Source organism: Pedobacter sp. CAN_A7, from assembly GCF_015752175.1.
GTDB lineage: Bacteria > Bacteroidota > Bacteroidia > Sphingobacteriales > Sphingobacteriaceae > Pedobacter.
This window is the reverse complement of record NZ_JADOUW010000003.1, coordinates 520,933-543,401: the sequence shown is the minus strand read 5'-3', so window position 1 is coordinate 543,401 and position 22,469 is coordinate 520,933. Positions and strand designations below refer to the sequence as shown.

The 22,469-nt window shown below is 41.3% G+C and carries 23 protein-coding genes; 19 read left to right on the top strand and 4 right to left on the bottom strand.

The features are described from left to right. Window positions 1–6: 6 nt before the first annotated feature. The gene (locus IWX76_RS13830; protein ID WP_196860554.1) at window positions 7–699 is read right to left on the bottom strand and encodes a formylglycine-generating enzyme family protein; all 693 of its coding nucleotides are present in this window, start codon (window positions 697–699) and stop codon (window positions 7–9) included. 193 nt (window positions 700–892) lie between these two features. On the opposite strand from IWX76_RS13830, the gene IWX76_RS13825 reads away from it, so the two are divergent. From IWX76_RS13825 to IWX76_RS13765, 13 genes are all read left to right on the top strand, one after another. Next, window positions 893–1,291, top strand: coding sequence for a VOC family protein (locus IWX76_RS13825; protein ID WP_196860553.1), 399 nt, complete (start codon window positions 893–895; stop codon window positions 1,289–1,291). Window positions 1,292–1,326: 35 nt separating this feature from the next. Beyond that, window positions 1,327–2,010 carry a potassium channel family protein gene (locus IWX76_RS13820; RefSeq protein WP_196860552.1) on the top strand — a complete coding sequence of 228 codons (684 nt, stop codon included), beginning with the start codon at window positions 1,327–1,329 and terminating at the stop codon, window positions 2,008–2,010. Between the two features lie 163 nt (window positions 2,011–2,173). Continuing rightward, window positions 2,174–2,551 carry a hypothetical protein gene (locus tag IWX76_RS13815; RefSeq protein WP_196860551.1) on the top strand — a complete coding sequence of 126 codons (378 nt, stop codon included), beginning with the start codon at window positions 2,174–2,176 and terminating at the stop codon, window positions 2,549–2,551. Window positions 2,552–2,756: 205 nt separating this feature from the next. After that, a complete protein-coding gene (locus IWX76_RS13810; protein WP_196860550.1) occupies window positions 2,757–3,926 on the top strand; it encodes a glycosyltransferase family 4 protein in 1,170 nt (389 codons plus the stop codon). Continuing rightward, a complete protein-coding gene (locus IWX76_RS13805; protein WP_196860549.1) occupies window positions 3,927–4,940 on the top strand; it encodes a lysylphosphatidylglycerol synthase transmembrane domain-containing protein in 1,014 nt (337 codons plus the stop codon). Then, window positions 4,921–6,123 carry a glycosyltransferase family 4 protein gene (locus tag IWX76_RS13800; protein WP_196860548.1) on the top strand — a complete coding sequence of 401 codons (1,203 nt, stop codon included), beginning with the start codon at window positions 4,921–4,923 and terminating at the stop codon, window positions 6,121–6,123. The genes IWX76_RS13805 and IWX76_RS13800 overlap by 20 nt, the downstream gene beginning before the upstream one ends. A 64-nt stretch (window positions 6,124–6,187) precedes the next feature. Then, window positions 6,188–7,168: an endonuclease/exonuclease/phosphatase family protein gene (locus IWX76_RS13795; RefSeq protein ID WP_196860547.1), complete on the top strand. Its 981-nt coding sequence runs from the start codon at window positions 6,188–6,190 to the stop codon at window positions 7,166–7,168. 48 nt (window positions 7,169–7,216) lie between these two features. Continuing rightward, window positions 7,217–7,510: a hypothetical protein gene (locus IWX76_RS13790; protein ID WP_196860546.1), complete on the top strand. Its 294-nt coding sequence runs from the start codon at window positions 7,217–7,219 to the stop codon at window positions 7,508–7,510. Window positions 7,511–7,681: 171 nt separating this feature from the next. Continuing rightward, window positions 7,682–7,915 (top strand): SOS response-associated peptidase family protein, encoded by a 234-nt coding sequence (locus IWX76_RS13785; RefSeq protein WP_196860545.1) that lies wholly within the window; start codon window positions 7,682–7,684, stop codon window positions 7,913–7,915. A 46-nt stretch (window positions 7,916–7,961) separates the two neighbouring features. Beyond that, window positions 7,962–8,231: an SOS response-associated peptidase family protein gene (locus IWX76_RS13780; protein ID WP_334642014.1), complete on the top strand. Its 270-nt coding sequence runs from the start codon at window positions 7,962–7,964 to the stop codon at window positions 8,229–8,231. Between the two features lie 122 nt (window positions 8,232–8,353). Continuing rightward, on the top strand, window positions 8,354–8,926 hold the full coding sequence (locus IWX76_RS13775) for a hypothetical protein (protein WP_196860544.1): 573 nt from the start codon (window positions 8,354–8,356) through the stop codon (window positions 8,924–8,926). Between the two features lie 226 nt (window positions 8,927–9,152). Further along, entirely contained in the window at window positions 9,153–10,310 is a 1,158-nt protein-coding gene (gene dinB, locus IWX76_RS13770; RefSeq protein ID WP_196860543.1) for a DNA polymerase IV, read from the top strand. A 5-nt stretch (window positions 10,311–10,315) separates the two neighbouring features. Further along, entirely contained in the window at window positions 10,316–13,258 is a 2,943-nt protein-coding gene (locus IWX76_RS13765; RefSeq protein ID WP_196860542.1) for a DNA polymerase III subunit alpha, read from the top strand. A 6-nt stretch (window positions 13,259–13,264) separates the two neighbouring features. Here the strand turns inward: IWX76_RS13765 and IWX76_RS13760 are convergent, their stop codons facing one another. Next, a complete protein-coding gene (locus tag IWX76_RS13760) occupies window positions 13,265–14,404 on the bottom strand; it encodes a DUF3667 domain-containing protein (RefSeq protein ID WP_196860541.1) in 1,140 nt (379 codons plus the stop codon). Window positions 14,405–14,556: 152 nt separating this feature from the next. On the opposite strand from IWX76_RS13760, the gene azu reads away from it, so the two are divergent. From azu to IWX76_RS13745, 3 genes are all read left to right on the top strand, one after another. Then, complete coding sequence (gene azu / locus IWX76_RS13755; RefSeq protein ID WP_334641939.1) at window positions 14,557–15,087, top strand: azurin; 531 nt, start codon at window positions 14,557–14,559, stop codon at window positions 15,085–15,087. Window positions 15,088–15,103: 16 nt separating this feature from the next. Further along, entirely contained in the window at window positions 15,104–17,347 is a 2,244-nt protein-coding gene (locus IWX76_RS13750) for a nitric-oxide reductase large subunit (RefSeq protein ID WP_196860540.1), read from the top strand. Between the two features lie 66 nt (window positions 17,348–17,413). Next, complete coding sequence (locus IWX76_RS13745; RefSeq protein ID WP_196860539.1) at window positions 17,414–17,908, top strand: hemerythrin domain-containing protein; 495 nt, start codon at window positions 17,414–17,416, stop codon at window positions 17,906–17,908. A 5-nt stretch (window positions 17,909–17,913) separates the two neighbouring features. On the opposite strand, the gene IWX76_RS13740 is transcribed toward IWX76_RS13745, so the two are convergent. Then, the gene (locus IWX76_RS13740) at window positions 17,914–18,567 is read right to left on the bottom strand and encodes a hypothetical protein (protein ID WP_196860538.1); all 654 of its coding nucleotides are present in this window, start codon (window positions 18,565–18,567) and stop codon (window positions 17,914–17,916) included. Between the two features lie 66 nt (window positions 18,568–18,633). On the opposite strand from IWX76_RS13740, the gene IWX76_RS13735 reads away from it, so the two are divergent. From IWX76_RS13735 to IWX76_RS13725, 3 genes are read left to right on the top strand one after another with little or no spacing between them, the layout of a single operon-like run. Then, window positions 18,634–18,999, top strand: coding sequence for a DUF2784 domain-containing protein (locus IWX76_RS13735; protein WP_196860537.1), 366 nt, complete (start codon window positions 18,634–18,636; stop codon window positions 18,997–18,999). 35 nt (window positions 19,000–19,034) lie between these two features. Then, entirely contained in the window at window positions 19,035–20,255 is a 1,221-nt protein-coding gene (locus IWX76_RS13730) for an FG-GAP repeat domain-containing protein (RefSeq protein ID WP_196860536.1), read from the top strand. Between the two features lie 60 nt (window positions 20,256–20,315). Further along, window positions 20,316–21,401, top strand: coding sequence for a sensor histidine kinase (locus tag IWX76_RS13725; protein ID WP_196860535.1), 1,086 nt, complete (start codon window positions 20,316–20,318; stop codon window positions 21,399–21,401). Window positions 21,402–21,427: 26 nt separating this feature from the next. Here the strand turns inward: IWX76_RS13725 and IWX76_RS13720 are convergent, their stop codons facing one another. Further along, window positions 21,428–22,402, bottom strand: coding sequence for a helix-turn-helix domain-containing protein (locus IWX76_RS13720; protein ID WP_196860534.1), 975 nt, complete (start codon window positions 22,400–22,402; stop codon window positions 21,428–21,430). Window positions 22,403–22,469: the final 67 nt, after the last annotated feature.

Here is a 22,469-nt window from a genome sequence, read left to right as displayed (position 1 = left end):
TGTCTTTTAATCTCTGTTTTTTGCAATTCTAAATCCTAGATCGTCGATTTTAAATGAAACCGGGTGACTTCTTCGGCGTGTGGTGGCCATCACGCTTCGTTTTTGGTCACACCAACCCCCGCCTCTAAAAACCCTGTACGATCCATATACCGTTTCATCATAAACATCAGAACACCATTCCCACACGTTACCTAGCATATCATAAATTCCGAATGAATTCGCCTTCTTCTGTCCAACTTCATGTGTAGTATCCTCGGCATTATCCTTATACCAGGCAATTTCATCCAATTCATCGTATCTAATGTCCTTGCTACCACTTTGACATGCAAATTGCCATTCCGCTTCTGAAGGCAGCCTAAAACCATTTGCAGAGGGATTAAATGAAATATTATCATTTTCAATATGAAAAATATAACAAGGGATCAAACCAGCTTGCTGAGAAAGCTTATTGCAAAAAATGACTGCATCTTTCCAACTAACCGTTTCAACAGGTTTATTTGTGCCGGTAAATTCACTTGGTTTCTGATTTGTTATTTCATGATATAAACCTTGAGTTACTGGATATTTCCCAAGCAAAAAAGGCTTGATTTTTACTGTCCATTTTTGTTTGATTCTGTCATCCCTCAATTCAATTTCTCCGCCTGGGATCTCGACTAATAGTTTGTTGATAAAGGATATATCAAAATTGTTGTTGGTCATGACTTAGGTATCTCCATTGTAAATAACGCTATAGCTTAATGAAGATGCATCAAATTTAGTAAAAAGTGTCATATCTAATCTTGCCTTAAAGCAAAACAAGCCAGTCGCAATTACCCCCTTAACTTGTCGTTTTGCACCATATACATGTTCGCCGCATTACTGTACATTTATAGAAACTAAATCAGAAACACTCATGGCAACTCAAATTTTTGTGAACCTACCAGTTGATGACCTCAACCGATCTGTGGCGTTTTTCACTAAACTCGGTTATACTTTTAATCCGGAATTTACCGACGAAAAAGCAACCTGCATGATTATCAGCGATACTATTTTCGTAATGCTACTGACAAGAACCTTTTTCCAGACTTTTACTAAAAAGGAAATTGTGGATGCCCACAAAGCAGTGGAATGTGCTATTTGCTTATCTGCCGATAGTAAAGAGGCTGTTAACGAAATGGTAGACAAAGCAGAAGCAGCAGGCGCAACCATACCTAATCCGGCCAGTGATTACGGTTTTATGTATCAACACAGCTTTGCAGACCTAGATGGCCACCAATGGGAATTTGTTTGGATGGACCCTAACAAAAGTTAATTTTGTAAATTCAACCCATCTAAACCATAGCTCCTTTGAGACACATCATTAATAAAGTAAAAGATTATTGGCATTCTGACACCAGCTTTATCACTTTATTGGTGATGCTCATTTTTATGGTATTTATAATGCCTGTCTTAGTAGAAGGGGGTGTAGTTGATATTTTCTTTTTAAATGTGTTATTCCTGACACTCTATTTTATTGGCATTTTCTCAAGTGAAGACCGGTGGAACATGTATTTGTCGTCATTTCTATTCATTGCACATGTGGTATTGCTGATGATTAGATTTGACGATACCCCAAAAGAATATTATTTGCTGGAGCGTTTAGTAGGGCTTGTGAACATGAGTTTATTTATTTATATCAATGTGAGGTTGTTGTTCCGCGATGCGGAAAGCAATACCTATAGGGTGATCGGGGCAGTAAATGTTTATCTCTTATTTGCATTAATGGGCGCTTTTGCTTTTGAGATTTTAAAAATACAAACCGGTAAATCGATAGCCGGGAATATTGAACTGCATAATAACGATACGGATTACGCAACTTATGTTTATTATAGCCTGGTGTCCTTAACTACGGTAGGGTACGGCGATATCTACCCAGATGGCATGGCCTCGCGTATGCTTTCCGTATTACTTTCTGCTGTGGGCATTTTATATCCTGCAGTAATTATTGCCAGGTTGGTATCCAATAACATCGTAAGGAAGAAAACAATGTAACATGGAAGTTAATGTTAAATTTTACATTGTTCTGCCTTAACTTAACTCAACTATTTCGTTATTTACAGTTTATAGGTATAAGCGGATAGTTAACTGCTGTATAGTATGGCCAGGTTTGATGGCTCATTATCGTTATACCTACAATCACCTAATAAAATAATAAATGAACAAAATGTTATTAATAGGGCTAGTGGCCTTAGTGTTTTCGTCTTGCCAGTCAGAATCAGGAAAAAAAGAAACTGTAATTACACCAACGCCAACTGGAGTGAATACCACTACTACGCAAACTACATCTACGGGAGAAAAACCAGCTGTAAACCCTGCGCACGGTCAGCCATTCCATGATTGTGCACTTCCAGTTGGTGCTCCTTTAGTTGCTTCAGATTTACCAGCGCAACCAGATGCTTCGGCAGCTCCAGTAAATATGCAGCCACAAGTTCAACAACAACCTGCCCCAAGTAATCAAGAAGTGAGGCTTAATCCAGCACATGGTGCTCCAGGGCATAAATGTGAATTGCCTGTAGGTGCTCCTTTAAGCTAGTACGGTTAATCTGATCGGGACAATTCTTGCTCGATAGCAACATTTTTTAGGCAACAGGCTACACTTCACATTAATTTGTTGGGGGTGATAGCCTATTGCTTAATGTTAGGATGCTACAATTTGATTACTTCAATTTAACAAGCCCTTAAAATCAGAACTGTAGGTTAGACCATGCTAAGGTGTACTAACGATTGGTCTGAGGGTTATGAAAAAAATTAAAGTAGCGTTTTTCGCCGAGATGCTGATTGAAGACTTCGACGGGGCCGCCCGTACGATGTTTCAAATCATCAAACGTATTAATCCTAATCACTTCGAGTTCTTGTTCTTTTGCGGAACGGGACCAGAAAAGCTGTACGGCTTTGACTGCATCCGTGTTCCTACGATTGCAGTGCCACTAAACAGCGCCTACAAGATGGCAGTTCCTGCGCTGGCTGCCAGGCGGATCAAAAGTATGCTGGAGCAATTTGCTCCCGACGTCATTCATATCGCAACGCCTTCTATCCTTGGTAATTTTGCCTTGAAATTGGCGTACAGTTACCAAATTCCCGTTATCTCTGTATACCATACGCATTTTATTTCCTATGTAGATTACTATTTGAGGTACGCACCATTTCTCATTGACATGGTGAAGCCTTTGATCTCCGAAAACCAAAAGAGTTTTTATAACCAGTGCGATATTATCTATGTGCCAGCGGAAAGTATTGCTGCCGATCTCCGTTCCATGAATATTGAGGGCAAACGTTTAAAAATTTGGAAAAGAGGTCTTGACACCAGCGTGTTCTCCCCTGAAAGGAAAAATATGGAGGTTATGAAGCGGATCACTGGCAACTCAAACCCGACAATCCTTTTCGCAAGCCGGTTGGTGTGGGAGAAAAACCTGGAGACGCTCATCACGATCTATACAGCGATTAGAAAAAAGAATGTGGAGGTAAACTTTCTTATAGCCGGTGACGGGGTAGCCAGGAAAGCCTGTGAAAAAAGAATGCCGACAGCAATTTTCGTCGGAAAGTTGGAACATGCCGAACTTTCCGTATTGTATGCTTCGGCTGATATTTTCCTGTTTCCGTCAATCTCAGAAACCTATGGAAATGTAGTGTTGGAAGCCATGTCCTCCGGACTGCCATGCATTGTGGCTAATGGTGGGGGTTCTGCCGACTTCATAGAACAAGGGATGAATGGCTTTAAATGCAGTCCGCAGGACGCAGATGATTACCTGTCGAAAATACAATTGTTATTGGCCGATGAATCATTACGCAGGAAATTTGCAGAGAAAGGGCTTGCGCAAAGCAAAAACTGTAACTGGGAGCAGCTGACCCAAATCTACTTTAATGACCTGGTCAACTTGTCGAAGACCATACTTTCTCCAGCCGTTTAAATGATGAAGTACGTCAAAATCTTCCTCATCGTCTCTATTATTGTTTCACTTGCCATTTTCTTAAACACTATAGACTTTAATAAGGTGCTGGTCGCTGTGAAAGCAATCGGATCTAAATTTATCATCTTATTATTGATCACATTCCTTTCCGCCATGTTGGGCACACTCAGCTGGCGGGCATGTCTGGGTAAACAGGCGGATTCCATTTCATTAAGTCAGTTGTTTTTAATCCGGCATTTAGGAGAAATCGCAAGTATGTTTAACCCAGCAGGTATTGTGGGGGGGGAAGCGCTAAAGGTACATCTGTTGTGCAGTAGTCAGGATGTAGAGAAAAAAACAGTGCTCGCCTCGATAATGGTGTCAAGAGCGATTATGATTGTAACTCAATTCTCACTATTCAGCTTTGTGGTCCTTTGGTTATTTATTCCTGGCCTAAACCTGATGACGGCATATTTCGCGTTGTACTTGATGCTGGCTGGAATAGGCCTGGCAATGATCAGCGCCTTCTATTATTTTAGCAAGAAGATCAAAGGGCTGTTTTTGAGGACGCCATTTGGGGTAGCTCTTAAAAATTATACAGGTACACCTCGGGCGAAATTGAGCGAACTGTTGCATGGCATGGCAGGTTTGTACCGCGCGAATAAAAAGGCTACTGCATACGCTGCATTTTATGCCTTGCTTCACTGGATGGTTGGTGCTATGGAGTTTTACTTTATTTTAACGTTTTTAGGCATTGATGTGCGCATGCTGCAAGCCATTCTTGTAGATATGGGTGTAGTTTTCTTTAAGACCGCCGGCGTTTTTATTCCCGCACAGGCTGGTGTAGAGGAGTATGGAAATAAGATCATGCTCTCCATCATCGGCATAAGGGGTGCTGAAATCTGGATCACTGTTTCCATCTTACGCCGGGCCCGCCAATTGTTCTGGCTAGTTTTTGGAGTCGGAGTTTATTTGTGCATGTACAAAACATGGACGCAACGTTTACAGGAGGCCAATGGAAATATTGTTCGTTAGCCATAAATACCCACCGGCAACAGGTGGAATGGAAAAACAAAGCTTTGAGTTGATCAATGGGATGAAACACTATGCCAAGGTTCATGCCTTAGTATATGAGAGTAAGGAGAGTAGGCTGAAGTTCTTCTGGAAGCTTAATGGTAGAATCAACCGGCTATGTAAAGCGCATCCCGGCATCTCCATGATCCACTTCAACGATGCACTTATCGCTGCATGTTCTCTTACACATCACGGATACAGGCGCCTTAAACGAACGATGACGGTCCACGGCCTCGATGTCGTTTTTCCATCTTTTATCTATCAACGTTTGATATTACCCAGATTTAATAGGTTTGATCTTATTATTGCGGTGAGCCAGGCGACAAGGAATGCCTGCATCCAAAGAAATATCCAGGAAGATAAAGTGATCGTGATTCAAAATGGGGTAGATACGCTGATAAAACCAAAGGCTTCAAGGTTGGAGATAGATCACTTACTTCACGAAAGGTATCAACTACATTCGAGCGGAAAACATATTCTTGTAGCTATGGGCAGACCAGTGAAAAGAAAAGGTTTTTCCTGGTTCATTAGCAAGGTCATGCCAGCACTTCACCAAGACTTTATCTTGTTATTAATTGGGCCCGCATGTGGGGAAGCTGATCACGATAAGCGCTTTCAGCTCCTGCCTGGTTTTTTAAGAAATCGACTTGAACTATTTCTGGGCTATCCTTCTGATGCTGCCCAGATTTGTGCCTTACTAAAGGATACATCTGTTAACCAAAGGGTGAAACATCTTGGGAAGTTGCCTTTGCAGGAGCTCACCGCCATCATAAGTGCTGCTGATGCGTATGTGATGCCAAATATCCCGATAGCAGGCGATATGGAAGGATTTGGATTGGTATGTCTGGAAGCCGCCATGTGTGGTACCCGGGTGTTCGCCTCCCGATTGGAGGGAATAACTGATGCGATACATCATGGAAAAAATGGTTTCCTTGTGCCGCCTGCCAATGCTTCGGCATGGATAGAAACATTAAACCAATTACGTAACGATACGAACAGCTTTAATTGGACTGCTGAGGAGAGCATAGCTTTTACCCGGCAAACGTTTTCCTGGCAGCGGATGACTGAACGTTATCTTGAGGCATTCCGCAAACTTGTTAATGAAAAGGAAACAACAGAAGCCATTACTATAATAAAAGCTTAACACGTTGTAACCATTAAGGTGATGTAGGCGCTATACCTTGGAGGTAAATTAACAATCGGCGTATATGCAACTTATCCTCCGCAATGGTTTTCAAAAAAGAAAAGAGTGGTCTATCCTTTTACTCCTTTTCGCATCGGTTAGTATTTCTTTCAACATCGGAAAATGGCAGGAACGAAGTCTGATCGCTTCCACACCTGAAACGGCAGTCCTCCCGCCCTTAAGCATGGCAACCGAAGGGGAGTTTTCTGTAATCACTTATAATGTCGCTGGTTTACCTGAAATCATTTCAAGTGCAGTAACCAGTCGCGAAAGCAGTATAGCCGAAATTGGCCGGAGACTGAATGATTACGACATTGTGCACGTACAAGAAGATTTTAATTATAATACAGCGTTATATGAATCTGGAAATAGCCATCCGTATCGTTCTGCACCCATGGGGCCGGTGCCATTTGGCGATGGACTTAACACCTTATCAAAGTTTCCAATAAGTGAGGTAGAACGAGTGGAATGGAATGATTGTACCGGAGCGGATTGTTTTACGCCTAAGGGTTTCACCCGGAGCCGCATCCAGCTAGCTCAAGAGGTATACATCGATTTTTACAATGTGCATGCGAATGCAGCAAATCATGCATCAGCAGCTGCGGCCCGCTGCAAAAATATACATCAGCTTTCCAGCTATATTAAAACACATTCCAAGAACAATGCGGTGATTGTGATGGGTGATATGAATGCACATTACTGCTACAAAAGTGACAACATTAGAGAACTGCTGTTAGCTAATGACCTCAACGATAGTTGGGTGATGCTTAAACAGCAGGGCCAGTTTCCTCAGTCCATCGTAGATCTTCCGGGGAATGACATTTTGAGCCTTACCGATACCTGTGAATCTATTGACAAAATTCTTTTCCGCAATAGCGAGCGCATCTTGCTTGAGCCTGGCCAGTATCAGGTGCCTAAAGCATTGTTTAGTGATGAACAGGGACGGCCTTTATCTGATCACCACCCGGTAAGCCTCTCCTTTTCATGGAAATGGAGAGAAAAATAAGGATTATTTTTTTAGGGCACAATTATTGGACATAAGAAAGAAAAACTTATGATTTCTATTAACAACGTACAACCTTTAAGCCCTGATGCTTTATTTGACCTTTTAAAAACTGAATTTCCTGGATTTGTAAATGATTCATTGCGCAGTAACCTGACTGTAGAATTTGCACATGTTTCGGACATTATCAACATCAGTTTTCCTGAAGTGATTGAAGGCAATGCGTATTCGCTGACGGTAAGTGAAGATAGTATTGAAGTAACTGACCATACTACCGAAGGTACTTACAATACGGAATTGCTTGAACAACACCTGATCGAATTTCTAACGCAGAAAGCAGGTTAATATATTTTTTTCTCTCATGGTTTAAATTTACTGTTTTTCAGTAGTTTCCATTGGAGTGTCTTGGGAATCAGCTGATGCTGGTTCCCATTTTTTATATAATTTTATACCTTCACGATTAAGCATCTTAACGGTAACGTTGACAGGAGGCGATTTAATTTTAACCGGCATCTCATGTGTTATCATACTTCCAGTACAGGAACAGCAAATGGCTTAAAAAAGAAGTTTAACCTTCCAATGGTCGAGGAGTCTTTACATACGGTTTATTACCATGCAAATGGCTATACACATCCTTTGCTCCCGGTGATTGCAAATGACCAGCAATTGGCCATACATCATTTTCGCTGGGGATTAATCCCATCCTGGGTGAAAACCTTGGATGAGGGGGTGAAGTGGAGGGGTATTTAGTCATTGGCTAGATCAGCAGCATCATGAACTCCATACCACCTTTAGCATCCTAACCACCGAAGCAAATGAATTAATGGCTGATATTCATCATACTCAAAAAAGGATGCCATTGATGATTCATGAACGGAACATAAATGCATGGATCGATAAGGATTTAGCTAAGGGGTCAATTGTGGAGTTGATGAACCCTTGTGATGATACTCCTATGGCCGCTTATCCTGTTTCTAAGATACTTAGCGCTAAAAATGTGAATAGTGATATCCCGGAAATCCTGCTACCCAGCAATGACACGCCGATACAAACCACATTGTTTTAAGCACTGGTTATAGTGTTCAAATAGGGTGAAATTTACCCCGAGGAAAACCCCTGTTATAAAAATAATTCAAACCAGTTCCATATTGAGTTGTAGTTTAAGTACATCTAACTAATAAGAACATTATGAAAAAGATTTTTTTATCGACAGCAATATTAGCTTTAGCTTTTACAATTAATACGAATGCGCAGACCACCGGAACAGGTAAAACGAGCACCGGAAAAACGGGAACTACAGGTACGACTGGAACGATAGGAACCGGTACAACTGGAACGATTGGTACAGGAACAACCGGCACCACTGGTACGATAGGAACTGGAACGACAGGAACGATTGGTACAGGGACAACAGGTACAATTGGAAATGGGGCAATAGGAACGGGCACGATTGGGAACGGCGCGATTGGAACGGGTACCATTGGTACAGGGACCTCTGGAATAGGAACAACTAATGGCACGGCAGTAACGCCTCCAACAGGTACTGGTAGAATTGGAACGGCAACAGGTACCAACAGAACTGGTACGGGAACAACAAATACCCGTACAACCCGACCAAATACAAACACAACGGGAACTTCAGGTACTGGTACAAATGGAACTAAAACAGGGGCTGTTACCACGGGTACAAACAATACAGGAAATGTAACCGGTACAGGAACAACGGGCACAGGTACCGGAACTACAGGTAACAAACAATAAGAGTGCACTATAATTATTGGTGACCATTGAAACTGGCTCATTAATATAGTTAAATAAAAAGCGATGAAGTAAATCATTTTACTTCATCGCTTTTTTTTGGTCATGTATTTTGCACAGGTGTTTCGCGCTAATTAACTTAGCATACAGACTACATATGTTAGTAATATGTTTACAAAATACTAAATTATTTAGTTTAAATTTGCAGTCGAACTCTAATCTAATCGTCATGTCGACAGAAAAGCAAATTATACACATGGACCAAGATGCCTTTTTTGTTTCCGTTGAAGTAAAAAAGAAATCCTCCTTAAGGGGTCAGCCTGTAATCATTGGGGGCTCGTCCGATCGTGGCGTAGTAGCCTCCTGCAGCTATGAGGCCCGGAAATTTGGTGTTCACTCCGCCATGTCATCCCGGATGGCAAAAATGTTATGCCCCCACGCCATCTTCATTAAAGGTAACATGGATGAGTATTCAAAAGCATCGCACGAAATTACAGCGATTCTCAGGGAACGTGTTCCCATTATTGAGAAAGCAAGTATCGATGAGCATTATATCGACATGACGGGCATGGACCGTTTTCACAGCACGAACAAGTATGCACATGAGCTTAAGGAGTTGGTGTGGAAAGAAACAGGTCTGCCAATTTCATTCGGACTGTCGGTTAATAAAACAGTTTCTAAAATGGCGACCAATGAATGTAAGCCTAATGGTGAGCTAAATATAGTACAAGCAGAGGTGCGGCCTTTCCTCAATCCTTTATCCATAAGAAAGATCCCCGGTCTTGGCGAAAAGACTTTCGTGAAGCTTAGCGACATGGGTATCAAGAAAATATTTACGCTGTCGCAAATCCATCCTGACCAGATGAATTTCCTGTTAGGTAAGTCGGGTTTATCCTTACTACAAAAAGCAAAGGGTATTGACCACAGTCCGGTGATCCCTTATACAGAGCAAAAATCCATCGGTACGCAGTGTACCTTTCATTCCGACTCCATCGATATAGAAATGATCAATAACCTGCTGGTTGCTCAGGTGATGGATGTGGCCTTCCAGCTAAGAGAGAAAAAGAAACTGGCTGCTTGTGTAACGGTTACCATCCGCTACGCCAACTTTGAAACGGAGACTAAACAAACCAGCATTCCTTATACATCACTCGACAGCGTATTGATTGCTGCGGCCAAAGACCTGTTTAAAAAAATGTATAACCGCCGCATGTTGCTCCGGCTGGTGGGGGTCCGCTTATCTAATCTAGTAACAGGTTTTGAGCAAATTGACCTGTATAGCGAAAGTCAGGAGCAATATAGCCTGGTGCAGGCCATGGATAAAATCCGCAGGCGTTTTGGGCAGGATGCTGTCATCCGTGCCTCCGTCATGAACATCAAATTATAGCGCTCATGTATTTGAATGTACATTCGCAGTATAGCCTGCGTTACGGCACCATGGCCATTAAAACATTGGTAGAAGAGGCGCAAGGCCGGGGTATTACCCAGATGGTGATGACCGATATTAACAATTCTACCGGCATCATGGAGTTTATGCGCGAATGCCGGGCAAACCGCATTAAACCGATTGGCGGCATGGAGTTCCGCAGAGATAAAAAGCTGCTTTATATCGGCATCGCCCGAAATAGAGAAGGGATGAAGGAGTTGAATGATTTTCTGAGTCTGCATAACCTGGAACAAAAGGAACTCCCCGATGAACCTTTTCCTTTTAAACACGCTTACGTAGTTTATCCCTTTGGACATAAAGGGGAGCTTAAATCGAATGAGTACATCGGCGTGCGTTTCGATGAACTCCACCAGCTTTATAATAAAGACCTGCAGCACCTGGAAGCTAAACTGGTGGTTTTGCAGCCTGTGTTTGTTGCCAGTAAAATCGGCTATCGCCTGCATGAATACTTAAGGGGAATTGATTTGAATACCCTGATTACCATGGTAGAAAAGGAGGATAAATGCAAGGAAACAGATACTTTTCTACAGCCCGGAGAATTGGAGGCTAAATTTGTGAAGTATGCTTTTATCCTCGACAATACCCGCAAGTTGATGGATCATTGTACCATGGACTATCCGGAGGGCAAGGTTAATTTGAACCGGAAGACTTTTACCGGTAATCGAAAAGACGACAAAGCACTACTGGAGAAATTGGCGATGGAAGGCATGCTTTATCGCTACGGCAGTAAAAACCGGGAAGCTTTACAAAGGGTAAAGAAAGAACTGAAAGTGATCGTGGAGCTCAACTTCTGTGCTTATTTCTTGATTACCAATGACATTATCCAGTATTCCATGCGCCGTGGCTATTATCATGTGGGTAGGGGATCGGGTGCAAACAGTATCGTGGCTTTTTGCCTGCGCATTACGGATGTGGATCCCCTGGAACTGGATTTGTACTTTGAAAGGTTCCTGAATGCGGAACGTACTTCGCCCCCGGATTTTGATATTGACTATAGCTGGGATGAGCGTGAAGATGTGCAGGATTATATTTTTAAGCGTTACGGGCGCGAGCATACCGCGCTGTTGGGTACCATGTCTACTTTTAAAGACCGGAGTATTATCCGCGAGATTGGCAAAGTGATGGGCCTGCCCAAATCGGAAATCGACGGGTTTACAGATGCAAGCAAGGCCATCACAAACCGCGATAACGACACCTATAAAAAGATCATGGCCATTTATAAGCTGATGGGCAATATGCCTAACCAAAGAAGCATCCACGCAGGAGGGGTACTGATTTCTGAAGAACCGATCACCTATTATACCGCATTGGATTTGCCTCCAAAAGGAATGCCTACCGTGCAATGGGACATGTATGAGGCCGAATTGATTGGCTACGACAAGTACGACATTCTATCTCAACGGGGGCTAGGTCATATTAAAGAAGCCGTGAAATTAGTAGAACAGAACCAGCATAAAACCGTTGATATTCACCAGGTGCGTCAATTTATGAAAGATGACAACCTGAACAAACGTTTGAAAACGGGAAATACCATTGGCTGCTTCTACATTGAATCGCCTGCCATGCGGCAGCTGCTGACCAAGCTGACTTGCGATAACTACCTGACCCTGGTGGCAGCGAGTTCAATCATACGGCCGGGTGTGGCACAGTCGGGCATGATGAAAACGTATATCCAGAATTTTCATCAGCACGATACTGTAAAATACCTGCATCCGGTGATGGAAGAACTACTCAAGGACACTTTCGGGGTGATGGTCTATCAGGAGGATGTGATTAAGGTCTGCATTCATTATGGTGGCATGAGTGGTACGGATGCCGACATCCTGAGGAGAGGCATGAGTGGGAAGTGCCGTTCCCGGATAGAATTTGACCGTTTGGTAGAGAAGTTTCATGAGGGTGCTGCGGGTTTAAACCGCCCTGAAGAAATTACCAGAGAGGTGTGGCGCCAGGTGTCGAGCTTTGCGGGCTATAGTTTTTCTAAAGCCCATTCGGCAAGTTTTGCGGTAGAAAGTTACCAGAGTTTGTACCTGAAAACGTATTACCCCATCGAATTTATGGTGGGGGTATTAAACAATTACGGAGGTTTCTATACGCGCTGGCTTTACGTACACGAACTCCAAAAAGCAGGTGCTAAGGTGCATTTACCTTGCATCAATAAAAGCAGTTCGGTCGTGTCTATAACAGGTAGCGATGCTTACCTGGGTTTTGTAGGCATTCAAGGGCTGGAAAATAAGCTGATGGACCAGATTACCGACGAACGCAAACTCATGGGCCCATTTTTGGACTTAGAAAATTTTGTAAGGCGTACAGAAATCAAACTGGAGCAGGCCGTAATCCTGATCCGTTGTGGCGCTTTTCGTTTTACAGGTAAAAGCAAAAAAGCTTTGTTATGGGATGTTCATACGCTTTTAGGGCAGCAGGTAAAACCATCTAATCATGCAGAATTGTTTCATGTAGAGGCTAAACATTACGTATTGCCTAACCTGGAAAACACTAAATTGGAGGATGCCTACCATGAACTTGAATTGCTGGGTTTTCCTTTAAGTCTTTCCATGTTCGACCTCCTAAAAACATCCTACCGGGGAGATATTCGTACAAATGAGTTGAACAAACATATGGGCCAGACCGTAAGGATGGTAGGTTTGTATGTTTGTGAAAAAACGGTATACACCAAGAACAATAAAAAGATGTGGTTCGGTACCTTCCTTGATGCTGATGGAAATTTCTTTGATACCACACATTTCCCGAACAGTACGCCATTGTATCCTTTTAGGGGCATGGGCTGTTACTTAATTCTGGGAAAGGTGGTTGAAGATTTCGGCTTTCCAAGTATCGAAGTGCAAAAGTTTGCCAAACTAGATATTGTAGATAACCCCGTAATGGCTTAAGTTCATTTATACAGCCACAAAATAAATCAGGTTGATCATCACCATTTCGGTAAGCTTAAATGCAAGGGCAAATAAAAGGAGAATGGTAAATATCTTTGCATAAGTTCTTCCTTTACTGCGTTGATAAAATATTCTTAAGGCTTTATACATATACCAGAGCATAAAGATGAAAACCGCTAAACCGATGATTTTACTCATAAAAGAATCTTCCCCAAAAATATGCTTGATAAATGGTTGGGTTAAAATTTCTATAATAAAATAAGCGGTCATCCCATGGATGGTGAAAATGAGGTGATCAAGATAATAGATGTGATTCCTCCTGAAATTGATCATAATAAACCAGGCAAGTAAGGGCATCAAAAGAAAATACTGTTTTGGTCTGTTACGTTCCAGGGTATCCTGAATGACTTCAGATTTCTCTCCAAGGGTGATGGCTCTTTTATTGGTCATCCTTTCAAACCAATTGTCCTGTTCAAAAAGAGGAAGTTTTTTTTGACGTGCCAGGTATGCCGCATAAGTACTGTCATTTCTTTCCTCATGAATAACACGATAACTTGATATCACCTCGGTAAGGGAATCTGATTTGTTAATGCGATGCTGGTTATTTAAATCCGCTAATACCTGGGTTTGATTCTGGAAAGATAAATTTTCGAATTCCTGTTTGTTTAATATTTCCTGGGCAACTTGTTTTGCCTTCTTAACCACCACATTAGCAGATTCACCTTGAAAGCCTATAGATTTTGAAATATTATCTAAACTGTCAATAGTGGAATTTTGCTCTTTCTTAGTCCCCAGGTTTTCTACTTTCACCCCACTATCGTCTTTCTCTGGATGCTCGGGGGAATAAACCACTAAAAAGTAAACAATAGATACAAAAATATACATGCTCACCGGGTTGATGTACCTGGCTCTTTTACCAGAAAGGTAGTCGAGGGTTACTTGCCCTGGTTTAGTGAGGAGTGGAGCCAGCGTATGAAAAAACTTATTGTCAAAATGAAAATAATGGGCGATGCTATGACTTATAAATCCCCAGAAACTTTCTTTTAATTCTAAATTCTGTTGACCGCAATTGCTGCAAAAATGCGTTTCTACGTGTGCACCGCAGTTTAAACAATCGTGTTCTTTTCGATACTTTCCAGTTGACATACCTTATGAATGATTTGAGCGCTAATGGATTTTTGTTGATAGGATAAAGATAGAAATTTTTTTGCTTTATGATCTCACTCATAAAGCCCCGGCAATGGTGCTGATACCTTTGGTGATAATTAAAATAATAAATATCATCAAATTAACTTATAATGAAAACTACATTTAATAGTGCCTTAATTGCCATCGCCATGACTATGGTGCTTTTCTCTTGTGGAGATAGCACAAAACAAGAATCTACTGTAGTGCCAACTGCAGAAACGCCAACAGTAGCAGCCGAACCTGTAACGCCGGTAGCGGCTGAGCTCAGTAATGTGATTTCTCTGGAGGGTAATGATATGATGCAGTTCAACCAGACAGCGTTTAAAGTTGCCGCCGGACAGCTGGTTACCTTAACGCTTAAACATACGGGTAAGATGGATAAGACCGCCATGGGCCATAATTTCGTATTGTTGAAACCCGGTACTGATCTGGTTGCCTTCTCTACAAAAGCGATGGAAGCTAAAGACAACGAGTATATTCCAAAAGGCGAAAGTGCAAGCATCCTTGCACACACAAAACTTCTGGGTGGCGGCGAATCAGATACCATCACTTTTACGGTAGCTGAAAAAGGTACGTACGAATTTATTTGCTCTTTCCCAGGCCATGTCTCTATGATGAAAGGTAAACTGATTGTAGAATAAGCTAAAAGATCTTCAAGTGAATAGAGAAAAAAAACTTTGGATTGGGTTTGCACTGGTCATGGGTATATCCTTTACCATACTGGGCTATTTCGGTTATGAAATTTATCAGCAAGCTCCACCAATACCAGCAAGAATTGTTTCGGTTGATCAAAAAACGATCTTTACCGAAGCGGAAATAAAGGATGGCCAGAATGTGTGGCAAAGCATGGGCGGGCAGGAGGTTGGAACCATCTGGGGGCACGGCGCCTATGTGGCCCCAGACTGGACAGCAGATTGGCTGCACCGGGAAGCGGTTTTCATATTAGATAGCTATGCAAAGAAGGATTATAATAAGACTTTCGATACCTTAACAGAGGAACAGAAAGCGGGATTAAAAGTACGTTTACAACAAGATCTGCGGAAAAATACCTATGATGCGAAAACCAATACCATCACTATCTCCAACGATCGGATTGCAGCGATAGCCTACCTCAGCGAGTATTATAAGGGGCTGTTTATGGATGATCCTAAATTTGACCAGCTACGTCATGATTATGCGATTCCAAAAATGTCGATAAAGGACACCGAAAGAATGCATAAAATGAATGCCTTTTTCTTTTGGGCTACCTGGGCTACAGTAACAGAAAGGCCTAATGATAAAGTGTCTTATACGCATAACTGGCCGTCTGATGACTTGGTTGGGAATGTACCGACCTCCAGTTTGTTAATCTGGTCGGGCGTGAGCATCATTTTACTAATTTTCTGTATCGGAATATTGGTGTTCTATCATGTGAAATCAGGTGAAGATGAACACCTGGAAACACCAGTGTCCGATCCGCTATTGAAACAGGGGATGACGCCATCCATGTTCAGAATTAAAAAATATTTCCTCATCGTCAGTTTACTTATCGTGCTCCAGGTGATCTTAGGTGTAATTACGGCGCACTATGGCGTAGAAGGAAATGGGTTTTATGGTATTCCGCTAGATCAGTACCTGCCCTATGCGGTAACCCGGACCTGGCATACCCAGCTGGCTATTTTCTGGATTGCCACCGCATGGCTTGCTACAGGTTTATATATCGCTCCAGCCGTATCTGGCAAAGATCCTAAATTCCAGGTTTTTGGCGTTAATTTTCTGTTTATTGCTTTGATCATCATTGTATTAGGGTCAATGGCAGGACAGTGGATGGGAGTGATGCAAAAGCTTAATTTGGTGGAGAACTTTTGGTTTGGCCACCAGGGTTACGAATATGTTGATCTTGGTCGGTTTTGGCAGATGTTTTTGCTCATCGGTTTGTTTTTATGGCTTGCGTTGATGGTTAGACCCTTGTTGCCGGTACTGAGGAAAAAAACAGCGGAAAAAAACCTGATTATCATGTTCCTGATCTCCTGTACAGCAATTGCCTTGTTTTATGCTGCTGGCTTGATGTGGGGAAGGCAAACTAATTTAGCCATTGCAGAATATTGGCGTTGGTGGGTTGTACACCTTTGGGTGGAAGGATTTTTCGAAGTATTCGCCACGGTTGTTATCGCCTTTCTTTTTGTACGCCTTGGTTTACTTAAAACCAAAACAGCAACCCTCAATGTGATTTTTTCGACCATTGTTTTTATGTCGGGAGGAATATTAGGAACCTGTCACCATTTATACTTTTCTGGAACACCTGTTGGCGTAATGGCCATTGGGGCCACGTTTAGTGCGTTGGAAATTGTTCCATTGGTACTTATCGGATATGAAGCTTACCATAATTACCGACTTTCTAAATCCACCGTATGGATCAGGGATTATAAATGGCCAATTTATTTTATGATTGCAGTCGCCTTCTGGAATTTCCTTGGCGCAGGTGTATTTGGTTTTATCATTAATCCTCCAATAGCATTGTATTATGTGCAGGGGTTAAATACCACCGCATTACATGGACATACAGCCTTGTTTGGGGTATATGGGATGCTAGGAATCGGGTTGATGCTATTCGTATTGAGAAGCCTCCATAGACATGAAATATGGAACGAGAAATTGATGAAGTTCATTTTTTGGTCTACCAATATCGGTCTGCTTGCCATGGCTTTACTCAGTCTTTTACCAGTGGGAATCTGGCAGGCCGTAGCCAGCATAGAACATGGTATGTGGTACGCCCGTTCCAGTGAGTTGATGCAGCAACCCTTAATGGTGATGTTAAAATGGCTTCGCGCAATTGGAGACACCATATTTGGCTTTGGTATTTTGGCCTTGTGTTATTTTGTATTTGAAATATCATTTAGAAAGAAAACTAAAACGCTATAAATGAAAATCATAATGGCCATTCTATTTGCGAATGGCCATTCCTAATCCTAATAATATTTATTAAAGATGGAAAACCAACAACAGCCAATTAAACGCAGCGAACAATTAAAACGTTTATCCAGAGAACACCATGCCGGATTACTATTCTCCTGGAAAATTAAACAGGGAATTAGCATTGGTGTTTCTGTGGAAAGAATGAAGCATTATGTAAACTATTTTGTAAACGCACACCTGTTGGGCCATTTTGAACAGGAAGAAAAATTACTGTTTAATCAGGTAGATATCCCTGCTTGCCTTCAAGCCAGAAAAGAACATATAGAATTGAAGGGCCTTATTCAGAAAATTAACCATACTCCTGATGTCAACCCTGATGTGTTTATCACATTTATTGACTTGCTCAACGACCATATTCGGTTTGAGGAAAGGGTGGTTTTCCCATTGTTAGAGGAAATACTCGACGAACAGACCTTAAATACAATTAACGATGCGTTAGAAATGGATGATCACGCATTCAAAGATGAATATTCTGATGAGTTTTGGCTGAAGCCTAAAAAGAGCTGAGGAAATTATGATTTTCCTAAACAATCATGATCACCACTGTTTTTAAAATCAATCAGCTGATTAAAGTCCCTGATCAAAGGTTCTATAGGTTTGCAGGCAACCTGTTTGTTTTGCACCTTGGCTGGCAGGGGGTTATGATCAGCATGTGACCTTTTTGTATATTTTTTCTCCAGGCAAAGCAGTGATTTCTCATTCGCTACATAAAATCTTTGTTCTGTAATGTTGTCTTTAGTTGCGCCGTCTGCCGCTTGCCCTGACTCAAAACTCCAGTTTGATCTTCTAAAATGGGCAAAAAACAGGTGGTCATTGCTGATGAAATATTGATCTGTAGCTTCGAAATGGCTATATTCATTATAGCTATGCTTAATCATTGCCAGTTTTCCATGGTTAGAAAAATAGGTCACCGTTCCACTTCTTTCTCCGTTGCAATCATACTTGTAGGCTACAGAATCCAGGAGACCACCTTGTAGCTTGGCATTGATATCGGCGTAACGCTGTTTAATCTGTTCAACGGTTGTTGGTTGCGCCGCAACAGTTTCTGGGGCTGTTACACGAGCAGCCGAATCCTCAACAACGGAAGTAGATGGTTCTGTATTCCGGTTTTGTCCGCAAGAAAAGAATACTAAGCATAGGAATAGCGTGTACAGTTGTAATTTCATGAGATAAAATTTGTTAAAAAAATTGGCTCCATTTATGAAACGAATTTTAGATAAGATATGTTTCATATGTTGCAATTGCTCGATATATTCTACACAGTACTTCACGTGGTCATCATCGTATTTAACCTAAGCGGTTGGATCTGGTTAAGAACCCGTATCTATCATTTTTATGGTATTCTGCTCACGGCATTCTCCTGGGTTTTTCTTGGTATATGGTATGGTTTCGGCTATTGCCCCATCACAGATTGGCAATGGCAGGTAAAAGAAAAATTGGGGGAAAATAATTTACCCGACTCATTTATCAAGTACTTAGCTGATCAAATTAGTGGTGAAAATATAAACCCTAACGTTGTTGATGTGTTAACTGCGGTTTGGTTTGTTCTGGCTGCGGGTTTCACGGTGTACATGAACTTCATAAAAAAGCCAAACTGATTGGCTAATTGGTTGTTAATTATTAAACACTAGTCATGATGCAGCTTTTTATATCAGGAAAAATATGTTCAACTATTGCAGTATTAAGCTTTGCAGTAGTTCTTAATGCCTGTTCGCAAAGTGCAGAGACAACCTATTTTAAAGATGTTACCGCCACTCATGTGCCCATAGATGCGGAGGCGCATGCCTTAGATGTGGCACTGGCTGATGTAAACGGAGATGGGCATCTTGATGCCATATTGGCTTTAGAAGCGTTGCCTAACCGGTTGTATTTGAACGATGGCAATGGCAAATTTACCTGGAAGAAGGGAGTTTTTGCAGAAAAAAAACACGATACGGAGCATGTACGTGTAGCTGATTTTAATAAAGACGGAAATTTAGATGCCATCTTCGTGGCAGAAGATGACCATCAGCATGAATTCTACTTAGGTGATGGCAATGGAAATTTTAACAATGTAAGTGAGCGCCTGCTTGCAAAAAGTGAAGCAAATGGACTGGACATTGGAGATGTAAATGGTGACGGTTTGGTGGATGTGATTGTTGGAAATTCAGGTTCTACCACACAGAATTTTTTATGGCTTAATAATCCCAAAAAACCAGGTTACTTTACAGATTATACCAAATCTGGCTTGCCTGATGTTCGTACAGAAACACAATCCATAAAACTCGCTGATTTAAATGGTGATGGCTTTTTAGATTTAATTGCTGGAAACGAGGTCCCCCCTAATCGTTTGTTTTTTAACGATGGGAAAGGGACATTTACAGAACAGGCAGCAAATTTGGAATTATTGGTGCCGCTACATACTAGAGAGGTGATCACCTTCGATGCAAATGGCGACAAACACCTTGACATTCTGTTTGCGAATTTGACCAGCAATGCTGGTGCTTTTGAAAAGGATCCAAGGGCCCGCCTGCTCATCAATGATGGTAAGGGCAATTTTAAAGATGAAACGGCTAAAAAAATGCCTATGCAGGATTTTTCAACATATGCAGGAACAATTATAGACTTTAACCATGATGGTGCTCCAGACATTATCTTTAGCGCCATAAAAATACCGCCTTTCGAGGCCATGCAAGTACAAGCCCTGCAAAACGATGGTAAAGGGAATTTTAATTTGGTAACTGCCGAAGTCATTCCAGCAGCTACAGTTGGTAGAAGTTGGGGTATTGCCATTGGCGATGTAAACGGCGATGGTAAACTTGATCTTTTTATTGGCCAATGGGGAACACAAGCAAGACTGCTTTTAGGAAAATAAGGCCGTGAAATAATATAAATGGTTACCTTGCCACCCGCAAGCCTAAATAGGACAGTATCTATGCAGAACAAAAATCAACAAATTAACACGCTTATAGAACTTAATGATGAGCTTGAGAATTATTTCCGCAATACGATTATACCACAGCTATTCATAGATGCACACCTGATCCTGCGAAAGTTTACGCCTCCAGCCATGAGGCAATTTAAACTTGCCCTTACCGATGTAGGAAGGCCTATTGCTGATATTAAAGAAAACTTCCGCTTCCCCGCCATCATCGATAACATTCAACACGTAATTGATACTAATGAGATACTGGAAAAGGAGATACAGACTACCGATCTTCGCTGGTACCAAATGAATATATTGCCTTATATCGTCAAAAAACAAAATAAAAATAATGGGGTAATCATCACTTTCGTCGAGATCACTATGCGAATTAAGGACCTAAAAGAGCAGGAAAAACTGATTGCTGAGCATGAGATGTTGTTAGATACGATAGCGCATGATATAAAGACCCCCTTGACCACCCTTGGCCTCACCATTGAAATGCTTAAGAAAGTTCCTGAGAAAGGAATGGAAAGGTTTCCAATTCTATTGGAAAAGGTTGAAAATAGCCTCAATAATATGCAACTTATTATTGACGACCTTACAAAATCTCGTTTAGAGCAGCATAAATATCAGGCGGTAGAGGAGCTGCTCAATTTTGAGCATATTATTGAAGACGTAAGGCTTACCCTTGCGCCACAGATTGATGAATCTAAGGCGGTTATTAAAAGTGAAATCGGCGTATCGGAGCTAGTTTTTGTCAGACGGAAATTGCGCAGTATTGTATATAATCTGGTGAACAATGCTATAAAATATAAGTCGCCTGACCGCAAGCCGAAAATCTTGATAAAAACAGAACAAGAAGATGGTTTTATGGTCATTAGCGTTGTAGACAATGGTGTAGGGATTGCAAAAAAAGACCTTAAAAAGGTGTTTGAAAAATATCACCGGCTTACAGATGAAGTAGAGGGCTCAGGCATCGGGCTTTATTTGGTTAATGAAACGGTGAATCATGCGGGTGGAAAAATTGTTGTAGAAAGTGAAGTTGGACAGGGATCGGTGTTTAAACTGTACCTTAAGCATGATCCTCAGCACTAAAACTTAATGTGTTGATAAGTTCGCCACTACCCTAAAATCATCCAAACATTTTCAAAGGCAACAAAAATATCTTCCATGAAGATAATTAAGGAGAATTTTCCTGACCTAAGTTTATTGGGTAAATAACCAAAGTGTTTTTTAAAGGCACTGCTGAAATGTGTGGCATATTTATACCCCATTTTTGTGGCCAACTCTGCTATGGAAATATCTTTATTGATTAACATTGATCTGGCCTGCTCCATTTTATATTCGTTCAGGTATCCGTAAACCGTGGTTCCAAAAGCAATTTTAAAGTTACGCTTCAGGTTAAATTCGTTGGTCCCTACCATATGTGATAGTGTGCGGAGCGGGAACTGTTCCTGCATATTGGCAGTTAAAATTTCCCTTACTTCATACATCTTATAAAGATCATCTTTTTTAAGTAAGTGCTTAATGCCATCATCTTTTATCTGTTCAAATTGCGATAACTGCAGCACCAACAATTCCAACACTTTTGATTCCAGAAATAGTTTTTCACAGAATCCCGTATGGGTAGAGCTTTTTATGGAATTTAAAATGGCAATGATCTCTGGTGTAATGTGTAAATTACAATTGGAGAACACGGTGGCTTCATCACGTGCTACACCTCTTTTCAAATTTAATAAACCTGTATGGTCTTGAGGAAGGTACCTGGTGAGAAGGGAATAATCGATATTTATAAATACCATATCATGTGTTTCCTGTTCACAAAGTAGTATTAACTGATCATGATCAAGTAATATGTTGTGTTGCTGATCTTCTAATACCAACAGTGGTTTCTTTAAATCTGGGAGCACACAAGATAATTTGCCTTTTAAAATAAATACCATTCGTAAGCTTTGTTGAAGACTTTTTAGCGATTTATTTAGTGCCGTAAAAGAAATTGTATTTTCCGAATATGTAATAGATACTTCCCTTTTTAATTGGAACAGGTGATCTGTAATTTCTCCCTTTAGCGTTAAATGTTCTCCCTTTGGCGTCATGAGCGGCATATATCTTTGCGGCTAAGTTATGTTTATTTAGACTCTTTCTAAAGGACGTATATAAAAG